The sequence below is a fragment of the Romboutsia sp. CE17 genome, from assembly GCF_012317385.1.
In the GTDB taxonomy this organism is placed as follows: domain Bacteria; phylum Bacillota; class Clostridia; order Peptostreptococcales; family Peptostreptococcaceae; genus Romboutsia_E.
Genome location: NZ_CP051144.1, coordinates 279,018 through 298,024 on the forward strand (window position 1 = coordinate 279,018; position 19,007 = coordinate 298,024).

Below are 19,007 nucleotides of genomic sequence, written 5' to 3' on the forward strand. Positions count from 1 at the left end.
ACTTTCTATTTTTTTATTCTTTACAAGAAACAATTATATTATTATTATCTGCATATTCATATGACCACTCACATAGGTCATTTAATATTTTTTCTAAGCTTCTGCCACTCTCAGTAAGAGAATATTCTACTTTAGGTGGAACTTCAGGATAAACTTTCTATGGGACTGTAGGTAGTTTTGTGTAAATACAAACTTACCTACAGTCTTTTTTGAATGTAAAATTGGTAAGTTTGGAATAATATTCATATTAAACTTTTGGAGGTAAAGAAATGAAAGATCAAAGAGAAATAATTATTCCAGATTTAGACTACCAAGCTGAAGTAAGAAAATGTAAAACCATGGAAGATGTAGTTGGTAAAAATGGATTAATGCAAAAGCTGTTCAAAGATATTATCCAACAATTGCTAGAAGCAGAAATGGAAGAACATCTGGGAAGAGAAAGGCATGAAAGAAGTAATGAAGCTAATCCAAACTATAGGAATGGATATAGTTCTAAGACTATTGAAAGTAGTTTTGGTGAAGTTGGCCTAGATATACCAAGAGATAGAAAAGCACAATTTGAACCGAAGGTTGTTAAAAAGTATGAAACTGTATGTAATGAACTAGATAAAAAAATAATAGGTCTTTATGCCTGTGGTATGAGTGTAAGAGATATCCAATCTGAAATGGAAGAACTATATGGCATTGATGTGTCTCCTGCAATGATATCTAAGATAACAGATAAGGTTGTAGAGGCTGCCGCCGAATGGCAAAGCAGAGAACTTGATGAAATATACCCAATCGTATATATGGATGCTATGCATTTTAAAGTAAGAGATGATAATAAAATAGTTTCAAAGGCAGCATATATATGTATGGCTTTAGATATGAAAGGAAAAAAAGATATATTAGGTATTTGGATTGGTGAATCAGAAGGCGCAAAATTTTGGCTATCAGTTTGTAATGATTTGAAAAATAGAGGCGTAGATGATATTTTAATTGCATGTATGGATGGTTTAAAAGGTCTACCTGAAGCAATTAAAACTGTATATCCAGATGTAAGTATTCAAACTTGTATAGTTCATCAAATTAGAAACTCTCTTAAATATATAGCATCAAAAGATCAGAGAGAGTTTATGAAAGATTTAAAAAGTGTTTATAGGGCATTTAACGAAGAAACAGCACTTAAAAATTTAGATATTCTTAAGGAGAAATGGTATTCAAAATATTCTGTTGTAATAGATTCATGGTACAATAACTGGAGTAATCTGAATACGTATTTTGAATATCCACATGAAATTAGAAGAATTATTTATACTACAAATGCTCTTGAGGGATTTAATAGACAGTTAAGAAAATATACTAAGGTAAGAACTGTATTTCCAACAGATGAGTCACTAAGAAAATCACTATATTTATCTACCATGAAAATTATGGAGAAATGGACCTCTCCAAACCAAAATTGGGCGTCTACTTTAGGACAGCTTACAATTATGTTTGGAGAAAGGATACCTAACTCTTACACAATATAAATTTTTTTAAAATTATGGAAAATTTAGTGTATAAATAACTAAATTAAACACATAATAATTGTGTAAAGAATTCCAGTATTAGTATTTCTCAAAAATAAAAAATATTACTGGAATTTGAAATTTCCAGTAATATAAATTATAAAAAATCTTATTTACACAAATCTATAGACATTCTCGAAATAAATATTCATAAATAGAATCTTTAATCTTCTACTATGAGATTTTCCGATTCTATTGTTGTTATAATTGGATTCTTAGTTGACTCTTCTTCTTTTCTTAATAAAATATTTATTTTTTCAAATTTTTTATCAAGTTTGTATAACATAGAATCTTCATCTAATGGTCGTCCATTTTTTATATTAGTTTCATGAAGGCACATTACTTCACAAGTTTCATTACTTTTAAAAAAGTCGCAATTAGTACCTTCTTTACCATTTATTCCATTGCATTTACGAGGACATATTTTTCTAACATTACATATGCAGCAAGCTTTGGTTAACGCATTCATAAAGCTACAAACACCTTTTGACATATAGTTCACTCCTTTCATCTATCACACTTCTGCTTTAACCCTCTCCTTCAATTCATAAACACCATAAGCATGAGCTTTTATTCCTAATGTATTAATGAAGCTTTTTATTTGCTTTTCTGTAAATATTATTCCTATTCTTTCTTCTTCTTCTATAATTTTATCAACTATATAGCTATTAACCAAAGAATTGGCAGATAGCCCATTAATATTTAACATTCTCATTTGTTTAGAAATTTTATCTTTTGCAGAGTCTGGCTTAATTTCTGTAAGACCTTGATGAAATTTATTAGGTCTATTTCTCCAAAAATATACAGAACTTGGATTATAATCATATTCTTCATACTGTATTCGTCCATTACTCTTTATATTCATTTTATAAGAATTTTCCACCTTTGCCTTTTGAACGATTTCTGCATCTATTGGGTCTAAGGTAACTACTCTATTATTTACATATACCTTTTCGCTTTTAATATCATCTAACTTTAAAGAAGTTAATTCGCTAAACGCTAAACCTCTTATACCATTCCTCATTAATATAAAAATCGCTTTATCTAACTCATTAATAAACTGTGCGTTTATTTTTTTTAATTAGCTCACTTTTATTAATATAAGCCATTGGTTCGGTATTAAGATACTTTAATTTACCTCTATCTACGTAATTAATTTCGTCATTACCTATATATAAAAGATATTTTTTTAATAATGAGTGTATTGTTAACATTGTACTAATACTTTTACTATTGCTATTTTTAAAAAAATCAATTATATCATCTTTAGTCCAATCAAGTTCTGACCACTCTTTATCTTTTGGACCTTTAACTGATATATAATTATCTATTTTGTTAAATAAAGTTACAAATGATTTTTTTGAGCTTTTTGATGCTGCCTCTTCATCTAAAAATCTTTCTCTTTTGTCGTTTTTCATAAAGTAAACCTCCTACCATTTAATTATATAATCCTTATTATTAAAAGCTAACAAAGTGTGATTTTAGATGTTAATATCAATATAATTGTAGCACATCGTTCTAATTATAAGTCGTAGATTATATGGTTTTTTAGATATCCAAAAGAAAATAATATAAACTTAAAAATATAGTATTGAACACATGGATAAAGACTTATTTAAGAAAAATTTCACTAGAACTAGACTTTAAGAATTGAATAATATTACCTCTCTTAAGGTAGATAGATTAAAAATTTGCTACTTAAAAGGGGGATTTTTATGTAAAATATCACTTTTTAGCTATCTCATTAATAATACCAGCCAAAATAATATTTAATGTTTATGAAATTATTATTTTTGTTGTGGTAAATTATCATATCTCCATGTAAAAATAGCGTTAAGAACAGGCATTAGAGATAAACCAAGTTCAGATAGACTATACTCAACTTTAGGCGGGACTTGGTGATATTCAGTTCTAATAATCAAGTTATCACGTTCTAACTCTTTTAACTGCGTACTTAACATTTTGTGAGTGATGTTTTTAATCAACTTTTTTAACTCGCCATAACGAAATATATCTCTTTTAGAAAGCCAAAATAATATATGCATTTTCCATTTTCCATTAATTAATGACATAGTATATAAGAAAGGTTCTTCATTTACTTCTAAAACTTCATTCATAGTAAACTTTTCTTTAAGATAGTATTAGCTTTTTAGTGCATACTTTATTTACATTTTAATTATATAATGAAGATAAAAATAAATAAAGTAAACGATATAAAACTTATTTGGATACGGTTCTCCATTAATAAAAATATAAATGATTATAATAGGATAATTTTGGTATAATAATATCATTCAATAAAAATATTTGAATATTATAGTATATAAGAAGAAGGACATACTATTTAAAAATTTCATCTGATTAGGAGGTAAAATACTATGTTTAATAATATTCTTATGAACAAAAGTAAACTAATTAAAATAATGCACACAATTCTGTTTATTACTACAGGATTATATCTATTAGAATCTATACTTATTAGAGGACTATTTACTAATCCTATTTTATTTTGTATTAATATTATAGTAGGTATTATTACTTTGGTAATAGCAATCATAAAGAAGGAGAATAAATTAGCTCTTATTGATTTAGCTATTCTATTAGGAACTTTAGCAATATTTATATGCTTAATAATGTTATAAAAGAGAGTTTTTAATAACTTAAATTTTAAAAAGAAAAATAATAAGATATGAATATATACGAAATAGAGCTGAATACATTTCAGCTCTATTTTTGTGTTTAAATAATTTTTATTTTATAAGTTATTTAGAAAAATTCCTATATAAATATAGCGAATAATAGAAAAAATTGTCACATATTATCCTATTTGTGTATAATATACTATGGAAAAATTGCAATTATATTAAACTTTATAATCAATCAATGGGAGGAGGTTTAAATTTTAAGTTGATTAAAAAATAATTAAAATGAAATTTTAAAATTTAAAATATATAATTATTAAAATTTTCAACTTAGATATTTAAGTATAATAAATTGTTAATAGTGAGGAGTTATATGTGAAAGTATTAAATAAAAAAGAACTATTAATTAGTATTGCTTTTTGTATTTTTGTATTTTTAATTTCATTTTTTACTTTAAATAATTTTGTTACTAATGCTATGAATGAAAGTAATGAAGAACAATTATTAAAAGCGAATAAACAAAATATTGAGTTAGGTAAAGTTAAAATTGAAACTGTACTAGATAATAAACTAGATATTTTTATTGAAAATTTATTAGAATCTGGAGCTGTAGGAAGTAATAATATTGATGATGAAAAAATTATTGAACTTATAACGTATTTTAGAAAAGAAAATTTCATCCAAATTATGGGTGTAATAGTAGACAATAAAGAAATTTTTCTAAATGAAAATAATGAAAGAATAAGCATTGACCAAAAGACAATTTATGCTATTTTAGCAGAGGAAAGAAGTATTTTTAAATATTCAATTAATGAAGAAGATTATTTAGTAATAAAAAATACAATAAGTAACTATGATGAACATAATATAACTACTGTTTATTTACATAAAGACAAATCAATAAATAAAGATTTACATATACCTGTTTATACAGAATCAGGGTATTCATATGTTGTCAATGATAATGGTAATGGTATTTTTTATTCGACTAAAGATATGTCAGAAATTAGGTTAGATAATGTTTTAGATACAATATTATCATACTCTGAAGAAAATTCAGATGAAGTTAATAAATTTAAGTTAGATATGCTTAATAAAAAAAGTGGTATTATTAAGTATGAAGGTTTAAGAGGAAAAATATGGATGGCTTATTCGCCTATGGGATATGAAGATTTATATTTGTGTACAGTAATTCCGGAACATGTTGTAGATGATAATGTAGATGAAATAGAAAACTTAAATTCAATATCTAACAAAGTAATAATAGTTGATATTATTTTAATATTTGGATTTTTAAAATTTGTTGAGATTGATAGAAGAAAAAAAGTTAATAAAATACTAAATTTAGATCCTATTACCAATGGAAATTCTTATAAAAAATTCAATGAAGAATTGAAAAAAGTATATAAGAAGAAAGAAGCAAAAGCTATATATATGGCCATAGACTTAGATAACTTTAAACTAGTTAATACTGTTTTAGGTAAAGAATGTGGGGATCAAGTATTGAAAAAAATATATGAAATTTTAGAGTTTCATATAGGAAATAATGGTTGTTACTGCCGTAAAGAAGCAGATGAATTTTTAGCTTATTATGAATATCAAAATGATGAAGATGTTGAACATATTGTAAATATTATATGTGAATCTATAAGACATATAATATTACCACAAAACCACATATTAGTACCTTCAATCGGTATATGTTATATGAATAATAAAGATAGACTAGTTGAAAGTTTAGAGGTAAATGCAATTATAGCTAAAAAGAAATCAAAACATAAAATAAATGTATTTTATTCATATTTCAAAGACAGCAATCTATATGAAATGATTGATAATAAAAGCATATTAGATGATATGAATAGAGCTATTATAAATAAAGAATTTAGATTGGTATATCAACCTAAATTTGATGCAAAAACTCAAAAAGTAGTTGGTGCTGAGGCATTAATTAGATGGACAAAACCAGATAATTCCACCGTCTATCCAAATGAATTTATACCTATTGCAGAAAAAACAGGATTCATTACATTTATAGACAGTTATGTATTTAAATTAGTATGTGAAAAACAAGCTAAGTGGATGGAAAAAGGATATGATATAGTTCCTATATCGGTAAATATATCAAGAGAAAAATTAAAAGATGAAAACTTTATATATGAATATTTGAAAATAATTGGAAATGCTGGAATAGAAAAAGAATATGTGCAACTGGAGATTACAGAAGGCGATACATATTCATATGAAAATGTAAATACTAATATAGTTGATGTAATCAAAGATGCTGGTTTTAATGTATCAATAGATGATTTTGGAGTAGGGTATTCTTCTTTAACTATGCTAAAAGATATACATGGAGATGTTCTAAAGTTAGACAGATCCTTTGTAATTGATGAGAGTAGTAGCGGAAAATCTATGTTAAAATATATTATTAAAATTGCAAAAATATTTAATTATAAGGTAGTAGCAGAAGGTGTAGAAACCGAGGCTCAGTATAATTTCTTAAAAGAAGATTGTGATGAAATACAAGGATATTATTTCTCTAAACCTTTAGAAGAAGAAGAGTTTATTGATAAATATTTAAGTAATTTAGAAATAAACCAGCCAATTAGCTAATTAGGATAGAATTAATTAATAGAGTTAATTTCAAATATATATTATAACTATGATAAAGCTAGATGAAGTAAAAATACTTCATCTAGCTTATTTTCTTTTCAGATAAGTATGAAAATACCATAACAATAAATCTTTGAAAAAATTAGGACTATTTTTATTAAAAAATTTTAATCTAACTCTAATTTATATTTCATGATAAATATAAAACTATTTTATATAATAAAAAAGAACTAAAAAGAGAAATTTAATTTAGAGTTTAGGAGAGTAAGGTTATGAGTAAAAATATAATTGAAAAAATAAAAGAAAAGAAAAAGAAAATAATTAAAGGAGTTTTAGTTTTTACAATTTCAGCAGTTACAGTAGGTATACTAGGTACAACAATTGTATATAACAAGATTAAATCAAATATTAATTATACAAAAAAACAAGCTATAGAAATAGCACTTGAACAAATTCCAGGAGAAGTGGCTGGTGTGAGATATGATTTAGAATTAGAAAGGCTTTCTTTAGAGTATGATATTAAAATAAAAGATAAAAATAATATACTTAGAGAAGTTACTGTTGATTCAAAATTAGGAGCTATTGTAGATTTTGAAGATTATATGTATAATGACTAAATAAAAAATATATATAATTATCCTATATAAAGGGGTGTTTGTAGTGAAGAAAATATTAATGGTGGAAGATGAAGTTAATATTTCTGATTTTGTAAAGTTAGAACTAGAATATGAGGGATATGATGTCTGTATTAAAAGTGATGGAAGAGAAGGCTTAAAAGAAGCTTTAGAAAAAGATTATGATTTAATAATTTTGGATATTATGCTTCCATCAATGAATGGATTTGAAATATGTAGGAGATTAAAAAAAGAAAAGACTACTCCAGTAATAATGCTTAGTGCAAAGGATAGCGTAATGGATAAAGTTAATGGACTTCAAATAGGAGCTGATGACTATATAGCAAAACCTTTTGCAATAGAAGAACTACTTGCTCGTATTGAAGCAGTAATTAGAAGGGTAAATAACTCAAATGATTATATAGTTAAATTTAAAGATATTACAATTGACAAGAATTCTAGAACTGTTAAGAAAAATAATGAAGAAATAAATTTAACTAATAAAGAGTATGAACTTTTAATGTTACTTATAGATAACAAAGATAAAGTAGTATCAAGAGATGAAATACTACATCACGTATGGGGTTATGATGTTGATTTAGAAACTAATGTAACAGACGTTTATATTAGATATTTAAGAATGAAATTAAATCAAGATGATAAAGATGATAAAGAAGAGTACATTAAAACTATAAGATCAGTTGGATACATTATGAGGTCATAATATATGAAGAAAAAGAAGTTACCAATATTTTTAGAGTTAACAATAGGGTCACTTGTAATAATTATTTCAATATTAGCTATATACACAGTTATGCAATTATCTATTTTACTATCTTTTAGCAATGATTATGAAAAAGACTATTTAATAAGTAAATATAATGAAATAAATAGCTTATCACAAAATATAAATAGCCAAATTTCAGAAACAGGTTTTTATGAATTTTTAGAAGACACTATTTCAGAAGGTGAATATCTTAGAATTTATTCACCTAAGAATACGTATTACGAAGACCAATCTAAAGTTTGGAATAATATAAACTTTAATCATGAGTACAATAGCGTAGATGTAGATTTTAAACTTATTGATTTTGATATATATAAATTATTAAGTGGGCCTACAACAATAAATGGAAATCAATACACTATACAAATGATTAAAGAAGTAGATATTTTTGAGGAGTTTATGGAAAGTTATTTTCCTACATTAATATTTATATTACTCTTAGGTATAATCCTAAGTATAATTGGAGCTATGTATGTTTCAAAGAATTTCATAAAAAGGCTTAAAAGTTTGACAGCTACTATGAATGAAATAAAGGAAAAAGGAATTACTAAAAGAGCAGAAATTTCAGAGTTAAATGATGAAATTGATAAAGTAAATATTATTTTTAACTCAATGATGGATGAAGTACAAGAAGCATTTGATGAACAAGGTAGATTTGTATCTGATGCATCTCATGAGTTAAAAACTCCATTAACAGCGCTTCAAGGTCATTTAAAAATGTTAAAAAGATGGGGAAAAAATGATAAAGAGCGTTTAGATAAATCATTAGATATTTGTTTAAATGAAGTTGAAAGATTAAAGAAGATTGTAAATGATATGTTAGTTCTATCTAATGTAGAAAAATCATCAATAGATTTAGAAAAAATAGAGGAAATTAATCCAAATACAATTGTAGAATCAGTAATAGAAGAATATAAAATTTTAAATCAAAATGTAAGGTATATTGTTAATTTTGAAGACAATATAAAGATGAAAATAGATCCACATGATTTGAAACAACTATTAATTATATTTATTGATAATTCTATTAAGTATAACGATAAAGAAATTATAGAAATTGAAATAACGCTAAAAAGAATAAATGAAAAAGTTCATCTAAGTATCAAAGATAATGGAATAGGAATTCCTCAAGATGAAATTAATAATGTTATTAAAAGATTTTATAAAGTTGATAAATCTAGAGTTAATAACAATTCTTTTGGGATTGGGTTATCTATTGCAAATAGGATTATAAATAACTATCAAGGTGAATTTGAAATAAGAAGTAAATTAAATGAATATACGCAAATAATAATATGTATATAACTTTTTTAATCACTTTAAAGGAATTAATAGTTTAAATATGATAAATAATAAAGATGATTAGGAGGTTTAGATAACTATGAAACTAAAACAATATTTAACATTAGGAATAGGAATGATAGCCGGATTTGGATTATCACTAGCTGGATTGTCATACGCATCAAAAAATGGAAATAATAATGTAAACCTAATAACATCAGAAAAAGCAAAAACTATAATGCTAGATAAAGTTCCAGGAGCAACTATTACGGAATTCTCATATGATGGAGATGATAAAATACCTAAGTATGATGGAACTTTAATAAAAGATAACTATGAGTATGAAGTAGATATAAATGCAGAAACTGGTGAAGTAATAAAGTTTGAAAAAGAAAAAGTATCTATATCTAACACTAATAATCAAAATACAAGTAACTTAATAACAGAAGAAAAGGCTAGAACTATAATGCTAGATAAAGTTCCAGGAGCAACTATTACAGAATTCTCATATGATAAAGATGATAGTGTACCTAAATATGAAGGTACTTTAGTAAAAGATAATTACGAGTACGAGATAGATGTAAATGCAAAAACTGGTGAAGTGACAAAGTTTGAAAAAGAAAAAATAGATACATCAAATAATAGCAGTAACTCATCAACAAATAATCAACAAAGTACTACAAAACCAGATTCTACACAAAGTAATGTAAGTAATAACACTAGCACGAATACACAAAGTAGTTCTTATATAGGAGAAGCAAAAGCTAAATCAATAATTTTAAGCAAAGTTCCTGGAGCTACTATAAATAAGTTTTATCTTGATAATGATGAAACTCCTGAGTATGAAGCTGAACTTGTAAAAGGTGACATGGAGTATGAGATATCAATAGATGCAAAAACAGGTTCAATAAAAGAATTTAGTAAAGAACACATAGATAAATATGACGACAATGATGACGATGACGATGATAGAGACGATGATTAAACATAAATAAAATTTAAATCTAAACATATATTAATATGATAAAGCTAGATAAGGTAAAAATACTTATCTAGCTTATTTTTTTACATTAATTTTAAATATAATGAATAAAAAGTTAAAAATAGAAAAAATCCTAATTGGACAATCTGTCGGTTTAGAAAATTTATAAAATAGAATTATAAAATTAATATTATAAATAGTTTAATATGTTTTATATCAAGTATTTTCTCATTATAAATATTATATAAATTATTATCTTGGCTAAAATCATCTGATTTAGTAAATAAATGTAGCAAAATGTAATAATGGTGCATAGACTATATTAATAACTAGAATAATCTAATTATTAATATATATTAAAGGAATGATGCAATGGAACCTTTAATGAATCAATCAGATAGAGGTCATGAATACTATATGAAAAAAAGAAGAAGAACAAGTGCATCTGCAAGTGGATCTAATGTATCCGCAAGTGGACCTAGTTCATCTAGTGTATCAAAAAGTGGTTCGAATGTAAGTGGATCATATAGCAGACCATACAGTGAATAATTTAAATAGAACACTAGGAGAAGATGTTATGGACAAATACTATACGCCTGGTGAAAATATAAAAGATTACAATATTATAAAAATAATAGGAGAAGGCAGATATGGAATAGCATATCTATGTGAAAAAAATACAAATGAAAAATATGTAATAAAACAATTAAAAAAAGATATGATTGAAAAAAGTAAGAATAAACTATTTTTCGAAGAAGAAATAATGAAATCTTTTGATGATAAAAATTTTCCTAAGTTCATAGAAAAATTTGAATACGATAATACAAAATATTATGTAATTGAGTATGTAGAAGGAAAAGACTTTTATGAGTTACTGACATTTGATGAATATGAATTTACAAGAAATGAAATATATGATATTGCAGAAAAACTTTTAAATATTATAATAACTCTTCAAGAAAAAAATATAGTTCATAGAGATATTAGAATTTCTAACGTAATAATGAATGAAAAAAAAGATTTGGTATTAATTGATTTTGGATTAGCCAGATATATAGACAGTAAGAGATATAAAAAAGAAATAGATTATTGGTATATGGCAGACTTTTTACTACACCTATATTACTCATCTTATGATGATGAAAGTACGGAATTAGAGGAAAAGCCGTGGTATGAAGAACTAGACCTTAATAATGAAGAATTAATTTTTCTAAAAAGATTAATGGGAATGGAAAAAACATATGAAAATACAGATGAAATAATGACAGACCTTCTGAAGATTAAAAATAAAACTATGTAGATAAAATAATAAGCCATATAGCTTTAAATATTAAGGTTATATGGCTTATTAATAATAATTTATAATAAGGAGGTATATCATTATAGAAAACGTTATTGAAATACTAAACATATATGAAGACTCATTTAGAGTAAATACCTATTCGAAAAGACCATTTAGAATGATTGGGCTAATAGATGTAGATATGGAATTTTACTATGGAATAGAGAGAGTTACCTTAGCTTTTTATAGATCTTCTGGAACAAACAATAATAAGATTAAAGATTTATGGTATCCTATTGTAGGTATCAAAATTAAAGAAGGTGAATTTACGGAATTTAGTGATTATATAAATCATGTTCTTTCACACACTACATTAAATGGTGTAGCGATAAAAGGCTGGCTTGCAAAATCAATATTCTTTGGCAAACAGGATAAAATTTGGCAAAAACCAGGATTTTCAAATACTAAACATAATAAATCACTTTACTATATAGGAAAAACTTTAGAAAGACTTTACAATACAAAAAAATATAAAGTAGTGAAAAATCTAAATGCTATGGAAATGAATAGAGTTTTAGCATTAAAAGAAAAATATCCAGGAAATAACCATACACAAAGAGAAAATTTTGAAAAATTTATTGAAGATATATTTTTAGAATTTAAATACTAAAAATATTAATTGATCTATATAAAGCTAGATAAGGTAAGAATACTTTATCTAGCTTATTTTGTTTTAATATAAGGAATACTAAGTATTAGTGCTTTTTTGTTTTTTAATATGATTTTGGAAAGTGAGTATAAATACCTTCTATTTTTATTTACATAGTAAATTTTATTTAATTACTTACAAAATAGATAAATATAGTCTAATTAACGAGAGAATAAATATTAAAAATGAAGATTTAAAAGTTAAGAAAATTTATAATAAATAAGAACAATTACCTAATATTTACATATGATATATATACGACATCATATAAGAAAAGGGGAATCAACAATGGAAAGAAATTACTGGCAAGAATATTGGGAAAATTATTATAAATTTATGGCTGTATATCTAAGCGAGTTACAAAATGCATATCCTAATGTAGATATTAGAGAAGGATACTTAGAAGTTGCTGACTTATTTGAGCCTTCTATGCCTAATGAAGATTACGATGATAATTATGATAATGATAATGATTATGATTATGAAGAGGCTCAATTACCACCTTTTACATTCCCTGGAGGTATTACAATACCTGGAGGAGGACAATTTCCAAATCAACCTGGAGGAGGGCAATCTCCAAACCAACCTGGAGGAGGACAATCTCCAACACCTTTTATATCACCTGGTGGAGGACAATTCACTATAAATAACTGTAGAAGAATGGCAATAGTTAGAATAGTAATGAGAAGAGGCTTTAATCCTTCTGAGTTCTTCTTGGTAGTAGATAGAGCTGATCGTAGAAGTATTCAAGGATTTAGAATAGCTTGCGAAGGTGGTAGAGTTAGATTTGTACCAATGGCTGTAGAATATAGAAATATTAACTTTATAGAATGTGCATTCTAGGTTAAATACAATAAGGGGTATTCAAGTGATATATTTGAATATCTCTTATTATTTTTATTTAAGTTATACTTTAAATCAATGTTGATTTTATAGCCTATTTTAACAACTAAAAAAGTAGGGTCATATGATCCTACTTTTTCTTATCATTAGATTAAAATTGTGAACTTTGATATATTATTACTTTACTCTTGTAACTATCCTAATGCAACATCTAAAGTCATCATTATTATAAAACCTATTGCAAATCCAATAGTTCCTAGATTAGAATGATCACCCTCAGATGCTTCTGGAATTAACTCTTCCACTACAACATAAATCATAGCTCCTGCTGCAAAAGAAAGAAGGTATGGCATCAAAGGTTCAATAAATCCTGAAAATATAATTGTTAAAATTGCTGCAATAGGCTCTACTACTCCAGATAAAAATCCATAGTAGAATGATTTTAACTTACTCATTCCATGACTTCTTAAAGGCATTGATATTATAGCACCTTCTGGAAAATTTTGAACTGCAATTCCAATTGAAAGTGCAAGTGCTGAAGCTAAAGTTATAGCAGTTCCATCATTCATAACTCCTGCAAATACAATACCTATTGCCATTCCCTCAGGTATATTATGAAGTGCAACTGCAAGCAAAAGCATAGTTGTTTTCTTTATTTTTTCGTTTTTTAATCCTTCTGGTTTATCATTATTATAATGTAAATGAGGTATAAGTACATCTAAAAGAAGCATAAATACTATTCCTATTAATACTCCTATTGCTGCAGGAAGAAAAGCTAGTTTATCCATATCATTACTCATATCAATAGCTGGTATAATTAGTGACCATACTGATGCTGCAATCATTACTCCACCTGCAAATCCAAGTAATACCTTATTAACTAATTTATTCATCTCTTTTTTCATTATAAACACACAAGCAGCTCCTAGTGTTGTGCCTATAAGAGGTATTAAAAGTCCAATTAATGTATTCATTTTTCTCTACTCCTATATTTTTATTTTCTAAATAATTACATTACCATTATTTTACAATAATTATATACCCCAATCAATAATAGAATATTCAATTATTTTCCAATTACAAAATAGTTTCATTAAATTAAAGTGCAATGACTTATGTTAAGTTAACTCAACATAGCTTATTTTTTATTTAAAATAATATATAAAATTTTTACATATATCCAATATATGACTTATAATAGTAAGTGCTATTAAAATTATACTTACTAAAGACAAATAAATGAGAGAGGAATAATAAGTAGTATGAGGGGATTAAGACGTATATTAGGAATTATCATAACATTGATAGTTATAAATACAGGATTATATAGAGTAGATGCATTTGATAATATAAATTTTAAAAATATAACTATAGAACAGGGGTTGTCCCAAAGTACTGTAGAAACTATGATACAGGATAGCAAGGGCTATTTATGGTTTGGAACTAATGATGGATTAAATAGATACAATGGATATGAATTTAAAGTATATAAGAATAATAAAAACTCAAAAAATAGCTTAGTGAGTAATTATATTATAGAATCAAATTCTGTAGAAGAGAGTGGTGCATCAACTTATAAGGTAGTTCCTGTTAATACTGAAGAATATAAGTATGTAAGCAATGCTAACAAAGAATATAACAACTTAGGTGTTGCATATGATGATAAGGTAATATCTATGAATACTGTACCAACCATAACTATGGACAAGACATACGTTCAAGTTGAAGAAGGTGAAACACTTAAGTTAACTGCAGAAAACTTAGGTATAACGATGAGTGATGAAGATGCAGAAGATCAAAATGCTCTTACTTTAGAAGTTAAGGATAAGAGTAATAATAAGGTTATAACAGAGTTTCAAAAGTCTACACCAGGTGTATATGAGCTAGAGTGTGTGGCTATAGATAGTTATGGTGAAAAGTCTGAAGCTGTAACTATAAATGTTAATGTATCTTTATCTGATGTTAAAACAGCACCAACTATAACTAGAAACAATGAAAAGTTACAAGACATAACTATAAGCGGTGGAGATATATTTAAGCCTTTAGAAAATGTAAAGGCAGTAGACGCTAAGGGTAGAAATGTAGATGTTGATTTATCTGTAGATAGAGAATTAGATTTAGACCCAGATGTTGATACAGTATATACTTTAACTTATACAGCTACTGATATATATGGTAATATAGCTAGTGAGGTTATTAAGTTAACTGTAGAGGCTAACAAGCCACCAGTTATAAATGGTGTTAAGGATCATGTTATAAAGGTTGGAGATAGCTTTGATCCAGAAGCTGGAGTTACTGTAGACGATGAAGATAAGGATATCGAGTTAAAAGTTGAGAGTAATGTAAATACAGCAATTCCAGGAACGTATAAAGTACTATATATTGCAACAGATAGCAAAGGTAAAACTACAAGAGTTCAAAGTGTTGTAACTGTAAATCCTAAAGTTGCTACAATAAATTCAATACCAGTAATCACAGCAAGTGATAAGACTATAAAAGTAGGAGATAGATTTACAGATGAAGATGCACTAGTAGGTGTAAGTGCATATGACGAAGAAGATAAGGATATAACAAGCAGCATAAAAGTTGTTGAAAATAATGTAAAAACAGATATAGAAGGAAAGTATACAGTAAGATATAGTGTAGAAGATAGCAAAGGAGCTAAGGCTACTAAAACTATAACTGTAACTGTAAATCCTAAGTCTTCTATAATAAATTCAATACCAGTAATCACAGCGAGTGATAAGACAATAAAAGTAGGAGATAGATTTACAAATGAAGATGCACTAGTAGGTGTAACTGCATATGACGAAGAAGATAAAGATATAACAGGTAGCATAAAAGTTGTTGAAAATAATGTAGATACAACTATAGAAGGAGAGTATACAGTAAGATATAGTGTAGAAGATAGCAAAGGAGCAAAGGCTACTAAAACTATAACTGTAACTGTAAAGAAAGAACTTGCTCTTGTAGATAAAGTAACTATAAACAATAAGTTTGATAAACTATTTGTTGGTGGAGAAAAAGTATTAACTGCATCTGTAGATGAAAGTGCCGATATAAAAGAAATAGAGTGGTCAACTAGTGATAATAATATAGCTTCTATAGAAGTTGTTGGAAATAATGCTAGAGTAATAGCTAAGTCAGCTGGTTCTGTAACTATAACCGTAAAAGCAGTTGATGGAAGTAATAAGTCAGATTCTGTAACTATAGAGGTTATGAATTTTGAAGATGACAAAACTATACCAAATAATATAAAAGATGTTATAGATACTAATGTTGTCTCACCTATATCTGGTACAGGTGAAATAGATAATCCAATAGAGCTTGAAGTTAAAGCTATAGAAACAAACAAGTTTAATGAGTTTGTAAATAGATTAAAAGAATTAAATGCTGTTGTATATTCAAAATATGAGGAAGATAACTTTACAGTATATAAGATAAAGCTTACACAAAAGAATAGATTATTTACGCTTAAATCTTCTACTGATTCATATATAACTATAAAAGTAGATAATAATTTAGAAAATGCACAAGAAATGAAGAATATATTAAATAATATTTCTAATCAAGCACCAGAGATATTTATAGATGGACTTAAAACTACTATAACTGTAGGAGATAAATTCAATAAGTTAGATGGTGTAAGTGCTATAGATTTTGAAGACGGTAATATAACAGATAAGATAATTGTAACTGGTGATGTAGATACATCAAAAGCTGGAGAATATGAGTTAAAATATGAAGTAACTGATAAAAATGGTAATAAGTCATCTATAACAGTTATTATAACAGTTGTTGAAAAACAAGTAGTAGATCCAGATCAACCAACTAATCCTACAAATACTTTACCTGTAATAAGTTTAACAAGTAGTATTAATAAGTTATATGTAGGTGATAGTTTTAATGCTTTAGATGGTGTTAAAGCTATGGATAAAGAAGATGGTGATTTAACTAAATATATTACTGTTTCTGGAGAAGTAGATACATCAAAGATTGGTAAATATACAATAGTTTACAGTGTAAAAGATAGTGACTTAAATGAAGTAAATCTAAAAAGAGTGATTGAAGTTGTAGAAAGACCTGAGGAAGATACAACAAATCCTAAGACAGGAGACGTAGGAATGCTAGGATTTGTAGGAATTTCAGGATTAGCTCTTGGAGGACTGCTTTTAAATAGAAGGATAAAGAATAAGTAATAGTAATCTTATTTTAAAAAATTTTAATGATAAAAACATATAAAGATGCTAATTAATATTAATTAGCATCTTTTTTTGATTTATACATATTTTCTCTATATTTAGTAGGCGACATATTAGTAATACTTTTAAATAATTTAGAAAACCAACTTAGATCATCAATACCAACCAAATGAGAAATTTCTTGTATAGTCATATTAGTATAAGAAAGCATACGAATTGATTCCTCAATACGCCTTTCTTGAATATATCTTGTTACAGTATTTCCTGTTTCTTTTTTAAATTGGCTAGATAAAAAAGAAGCATTTTTTCCAATAGCACTTGATATAGTAGACAAAGATAAATTACTTTGTAAATTTAAGTTAATATATTCTATAGCAGATCGAACTGTATATGAATATCCTTTTAAATTATGATTTGAAATTAAATTACTATACTTTCTTAACATTTTATAAGGAATCTTCATTAATTTTATTCTACTTGATTCAGTTTCTATTTCTAATTGGTTTTTAAGGGATAAATCTCTCACTTGAGCAGGAGATATAGTTTCTTTTAATAACTCTGACTCAAGTTGTGTATTTAAAATGTATAAATTATTCTTAATTTTATCTATGGAACTACCTTTTAATATACCAGTTAGCTCAATATAATCATTTAATATTTGAGTAGTATCTTTTCCAGATCGCATATATTTAAAAATATCATCCAGACAAGATTTATATTTTTTATGATACTGTATATAAAACTGCGAATCATCATTGTAATTATAGTCAGCTAGTTTTGGCTTACTTTCAGAAAAATCTACATAGTACATACTTGAAGGGTCATAGTCTGAAATAAAACTTCCTAAAACTGTATGTAATGTATAAATTACCTTCATAGAGTCTGCAATAGGAAGAGATTTATAGTATGTAGAAAAGGTTTTTCTTAGGTTATAAGGTAAATTATTTTTCTTTAATAAACTAATGATATATTCATCACTAGGCTCAATTTCTAAGAATGGGCCGATAACTAATATATCATTTGATATTTCTTTAGGAAAAGAAAATACTATTGTTGTAAATTCTAGAGCACTTTGAACTATACATAAAGCACTTTTTCTCATTTGAAGCAAATCATTTATATTATAGTTATTATCATAGTTATAATCTGTCCAAATTATTTTTCTAAATTCAATATCAATATAATTAGTAAAATCGGAAATAGTATTTATTTTAGTAGTACTAATATTAAAAGAGCTATCTAAAACAGATGTAATTAGATTGCAAAAATCATTGTAAGTAAAATTAGTTATTAGCATTTTCCACCATCCATATAAAAAAATAATTTTTTAACAATATACATAAAAATTATACAAGTTTATATAAAATTTATTATAACGTAATATATTTTTACTCATGTATAATTATAAAAAAGAAAACGTTATACTAATTATATTATGAAAGAAGATATTTGTATAATGTTTTTTAGGAATAATACAAATTAATCTAAATTATAAGTAG

The 19,007-nt window shown here is 25.9% G+C and carries 18 protein-coding genes and 1 pseudogene; 12 read left to right on the top strand and 7 right to left on the bottom strand.

The features are described from left to right. Positions 1-13: 13 nt before the first annotated feature. Positions 14-103 (bottom strand): annotated as a pseudogene (locus HF520_RS15200) (hypothetical protein); the annotation flags it as partial. A gap of 166 nt (positions 104-269) precedes the next feature. On the opposite strand from HF520_RS15200, the gene HF520_RS01430 reads away from it, so the two are divergent. Beyond that, positions 270-1,511 (top strand): IS256 family transposase, encoded by a 1,242-nt coding sequence (locus HF520_RS01430; protein WP_168572333.1) that lies wholly within the window; start codon positions 270-272, stop codon positions 1,509-1,511. A gap of 202 nt (positions 1,512-1,713) precedes the next feature. Here the strand turns inward: HF520_RS01430 and HF520_RS01435 are convergent, their stop codons facing one another. The 4 genes from HF520_RS01435 to HF520_RS01450 all read right to left on the bottom strand — a co-directional run bounded on the left by HF520_RS01435 (position 1,714) and on the right by HF520_RS01450 (position 3,667). Beyond that, positions 1,714-2,043 carry a hypothetical protein gene (locus tag HF520_RS01435; RefSeq protein WP_168572334.1) on the bottom strand — a complete coding sequence of 110 codons (330 nt, stop codon included), beginning with the start codon at positions 2,041-2,043 and terminating at the stop codon, positions 1,714-1,716. A gap of 21 nt (positions 2,044-2,064) precedes the next feature. Next, entirely contained in the window at positions 2,065-2,574 is a 510-nt protein-coding gene (locus HF520_RS01440) for a hypothetical protein (RefSeq protein WP_168572335.1), read from the bottom strand. Between the two features lie 28 nt (positions 2,575-2,602). Beyond that, positions 2,603-2,968 carry a hypothetical protein gene (locus HF520_RS01445; protein WP_168572336.1) on the bottom strand — a complete coding sequence of 122 codons (366 nt, stop codon included), beginning with the start codon at positions 2,966-2,968 and terminating at the stop codon, positions 2,603-2,605. Positions 2,969-3,337: 369 nt separating this feature from the next. Then, positions 3,338-3,667: a winged helix-turn-helix transcriptional regulator gene (locus tag HF520_RS01450; protein WP_168572337.1), complete on the bottom strand. Its 330-nt coding sequence runs from the start codon at positions 3,665-3,667 to the stop codon at positions 3,338-3,340. A 261-nt stretch (positions 3,668-3,928) separates the two neighbouring features. Here HF520_RS01450 and HF520_RS01455 point away from each other — a divergent pair, with 261 nt between their 5' ends. The 10 genes from HF520_RS01455 (at position 3,929) to HF520_RS01500 (ending at position 13,306) form a co-directional block, all read left to right on the top strand. Continuing rightward, a complete protein-coding gene (locus tag HF520_RS01455; protein ID WP_168572338.1) occupies positions 3,929-4,192 on the top strand; it encodes a hypothetical protein in 264 nt (87 codons plus the stop codon). Between the two features lie 375 nt (positions 4,193-4,567). Beyond that, positions 4,568-6,808 carry a bifunctional diguanylate cyclase/phosphodiesterase gene (locus HF520_RS01460; protein WP_168572339.1) on the top strand — a complete coding sequence of 747 codons (2,241 nt, stop codon included), beginning with the start codon at positions 4,568-4,570 and terminating at the stop codon, positions 6,806-6,808. Between the two features lie 272 nt (positions 6,809-7,080). Further along, positions 7,081-7,425: a PepSY domain-containing protein gene (locus tag HF520_RS01465; protein ID WP_168572340.1), complete on the top strand. Its 345-nt coding sequence runs from the start codon at positions 7,081-7,083 to the stop codon at positions 7,423-7,425. A gap of 43 nt (positions 7,426-7,468) precedes the next feature. Then, complete coding sequence (locus HF520_RS01470) at positions 7,469-8,146, top strand: response regulator transcription factor (protein ID WP_168572341.1); 678 nt, start codon at positions 7,469-7,471, stop codon at positions 8,144-8,146. Between the two features lie 3 nt (positions 8,147-8,149). Continuing rightward, a complete protein-coding gene (locus HF520_RS01475) occupies positions 8,150-9,514 on the top strand; it encodes a HAMP domain-containing sensor histidine kinase (RefSeq protein WP_168572342.1) in 1,365 nt (454 codons plus the stop codon). A 76-nt stretch (positions 9,515-9,590) separates the two neighbouring features. Further along, positions 9,591-10,475, top strand: a complete 885-nt coding sequence (locus HF520_RS01480) for a PepSY domain-containing protein (protein WP_168572343.1) — start codon at positions 9,591-9,593, stop codon at positions 10,473-10,475. Between the two features lie 369 nt (positions 10,476-10,844). Beyond that, the gene (locus tag HF520_RS01485; RefSeq protein WP_168572344.1) at positions 10,845-11,021 is read left to right on the top strand and encodes a hypothetical protein; all 177 of its coding nucleotides are present in this window, start codon (positions 10,845-10,847) and stop codon (positions 11,019-11,021) included. 28 nt (positions 11,022-11,049) lie between these two features. Then, positions 11,050-11,772 carry a protein kinase family protein gene (locus HF520_RS01490; RefSeq protein WP_168572345.1) on the top strand — a complete coding sequence of 241 codons (723 nt, stop codon included), beginning with the start codon at positions 11,050-11,052 and terminating at the stop codon, positions 11,770-11,772. Positions 11,773-11,932: 160 nt separating this feature from the next. Further along, entirely contained in the window at positions 11,933-12,424 is a 492-nt protein-coding gene (locus HF520_RS01495; protein WP_243155174.1) for a hypothetical protein, read from the top strand. 327 nt (positions 12,425-12,751) lie between these two features. Next, positions 12,752-13,306, top strand: a complete 555-nt coding sequence (locus HF520_RS01500) for a hypothetical protein (protein ID WP_168572346.1) — start codon at positions 12,752-12,754, stop codon at positions 13,304-13,306. Between the two features lie 194 nt (positions 13,307-13,500). Here the strand turns inward: HF520_RS01500 and HF520_RS01505 are convergent, their stop codons facing one another. Continuing rightward, positions 13,501-14,280: a ZIP family metal transporter gene (locus tag HF520_RS01505; protein ID WP_168572347.1), complete on the bottom strand. Its 780-nt coding sequence runs from the start codon at positions 14,278-14,280 to the stop codon at positions 13,501-13,503. Positions 14,281-14,568: 288 nt separating this feature from the next. Between HF520_RS01505 and HF520_RS01510 the strand changes: the two genes are divergently transcribed. Beyond that, positions 14,569-17,505, top strand: coding sequence for an immunoglobulin-like domain-containing protein (locus tag HF520_RS01510; RefSeq protein ID WP_168572348.1), 2,937 nt, complete (start codon positions 14,569-14,571; stop codon positions 17,503-17,505). A gap of 58 nt (positions 17,506-17,563) precedes the next feature. Here HF520_RS01510 and HF520_RS01515 read toward each other — a convergent pair whose 3' ends face one another. Next, positions 17,564-18,805 (bottom strand): AraC family transcriptional regulator, encoded by a 1,242-nt coding sequence (locus HF520_RS01515; protein WP_168572349.1) that lies wholly within the window; start codon positions 18,803-18,805, stop codon positions 17,564-17,566. Between the last annotated feature and the right edge of the window lie 202 nt (positions 18,806-19,007).

What these genes read in the sequence shown, in the direction of transcription:
- HF520_RS01465 (WP_168572340.1), top strand. Translation starts at nt 7,081, where the DNA reads ATGAGTAAAAATATAATTGAAAAAATAAAAGAAAAGAAAAAGAAAATA.
- HF520_RS01515 (WP_168572349.1), bottom strand. Translation starts at nt 18,805, where the DNA reads ATGCTAATAACTAATTTTACTTACAATGATTTTTGCAATCTAATTACA.
- HF520_RS01455 (WP_168572338.1), top strand. Translation starts at nt 3,929, where the DNA reads ATGTTTAATAATATTCTTATGAACAAAAGTAAACTAATTAAAATAATG.
- HF520_RS01505 (WP_168572347.1), bottom strand. Translation starts at nt 14,280, where the DNA reads ATGAATACATTAATTGGACTTTTAATACCTCTTATAGGCACAACACTA.
- HF520_RS01445 (WP_168572336.1), bottom strand. Translation starts at nt 2,968, where the DNA reads ATGAAAAACGACAAAAGAGAAAGATTTTTAGATGAAGAGGCAGCATCA.
- HF520_RS01485 (WP_168572344.1), top strand. Translation starts at nt 10,845, where the DNA reads ATGGAACCTTTAATGAATCAATCAGATAGAGGTCATGAATACTATATG.
- HF520_RS01475 (WP_168572342.1), top strand. Translation starts at nt 8,150, where the DNA reads ATGAAGAAAAAGAAGTTACCAATATTTTTAGAGTTAACAATAGGGTCA.
- HF520_RS01430 (WP_168572333.1), top strand. Translation starts at nt 270, where the DNA reads ATGAAAGATCAAAGAGAAATAATTATTCCAGATTTAGACTACCAAGCT.
- HF520_RS01510 (WP_168572348.1), top strand. Translation starts at nt 14,569, where the DNA reads ATGAGGGGATTAAGACGTATATTAGGAATTATCATAACATTGATAGTT.
- HF520_RS01440 (WP_168572335.1), bottom strand. Translation starts at nt 2,574, where the DNA reads ATGAGGAATGGTATAAGAGGTTTAGCGTTTAGCGAATTAACTTCTTTA.
- HF520_RS01435 (WP_168572334.1), bottom strand. Translation starts at nt 2,043, where the DNA reads ATGTCAAAAGGTGTTTGTAGCTTTATGAATGCGTTAACCAAAGCTTGC.
- HF520_RS01450 (WP_168572337.1), bottom strand. Translation starts at nt 3,667, where the DNA reads ATGAATGAAGTTTTAGAAGTAAATGAAGAACCTTTCTTATATACTATG.
- HF520_RS01480 (WP_168572343.1), top strand. Translation starts at nt 9,591, where the DNA reads ATGAAACTAAAACAATATTTAACATTAGGAATAGGAATGATAGCCGGA.
- HF520_RS01490 (WP_168572345.1), top strand. Translation starts at nt 11,050, where the DNA reads ATGGACAAATACTATACGCCTGGTGAAAATATAAAAGATTACAATATT.
- HF520_RS01495 (WP_243155174.1), top strand. Translation starts at nt 11,933, where the DNA reads ATGATTGGGCTAATAGATGTAGATATGGAATTTTACTATGGAATAGAG.
- HF520_RS01500 (WP_168572346.1), top strand. Translation starts at nt 12,752, where the DNA reads ATGGAAAGAAATTACTGGCAAGAATATTGGGAAAATTATTATAAATTT.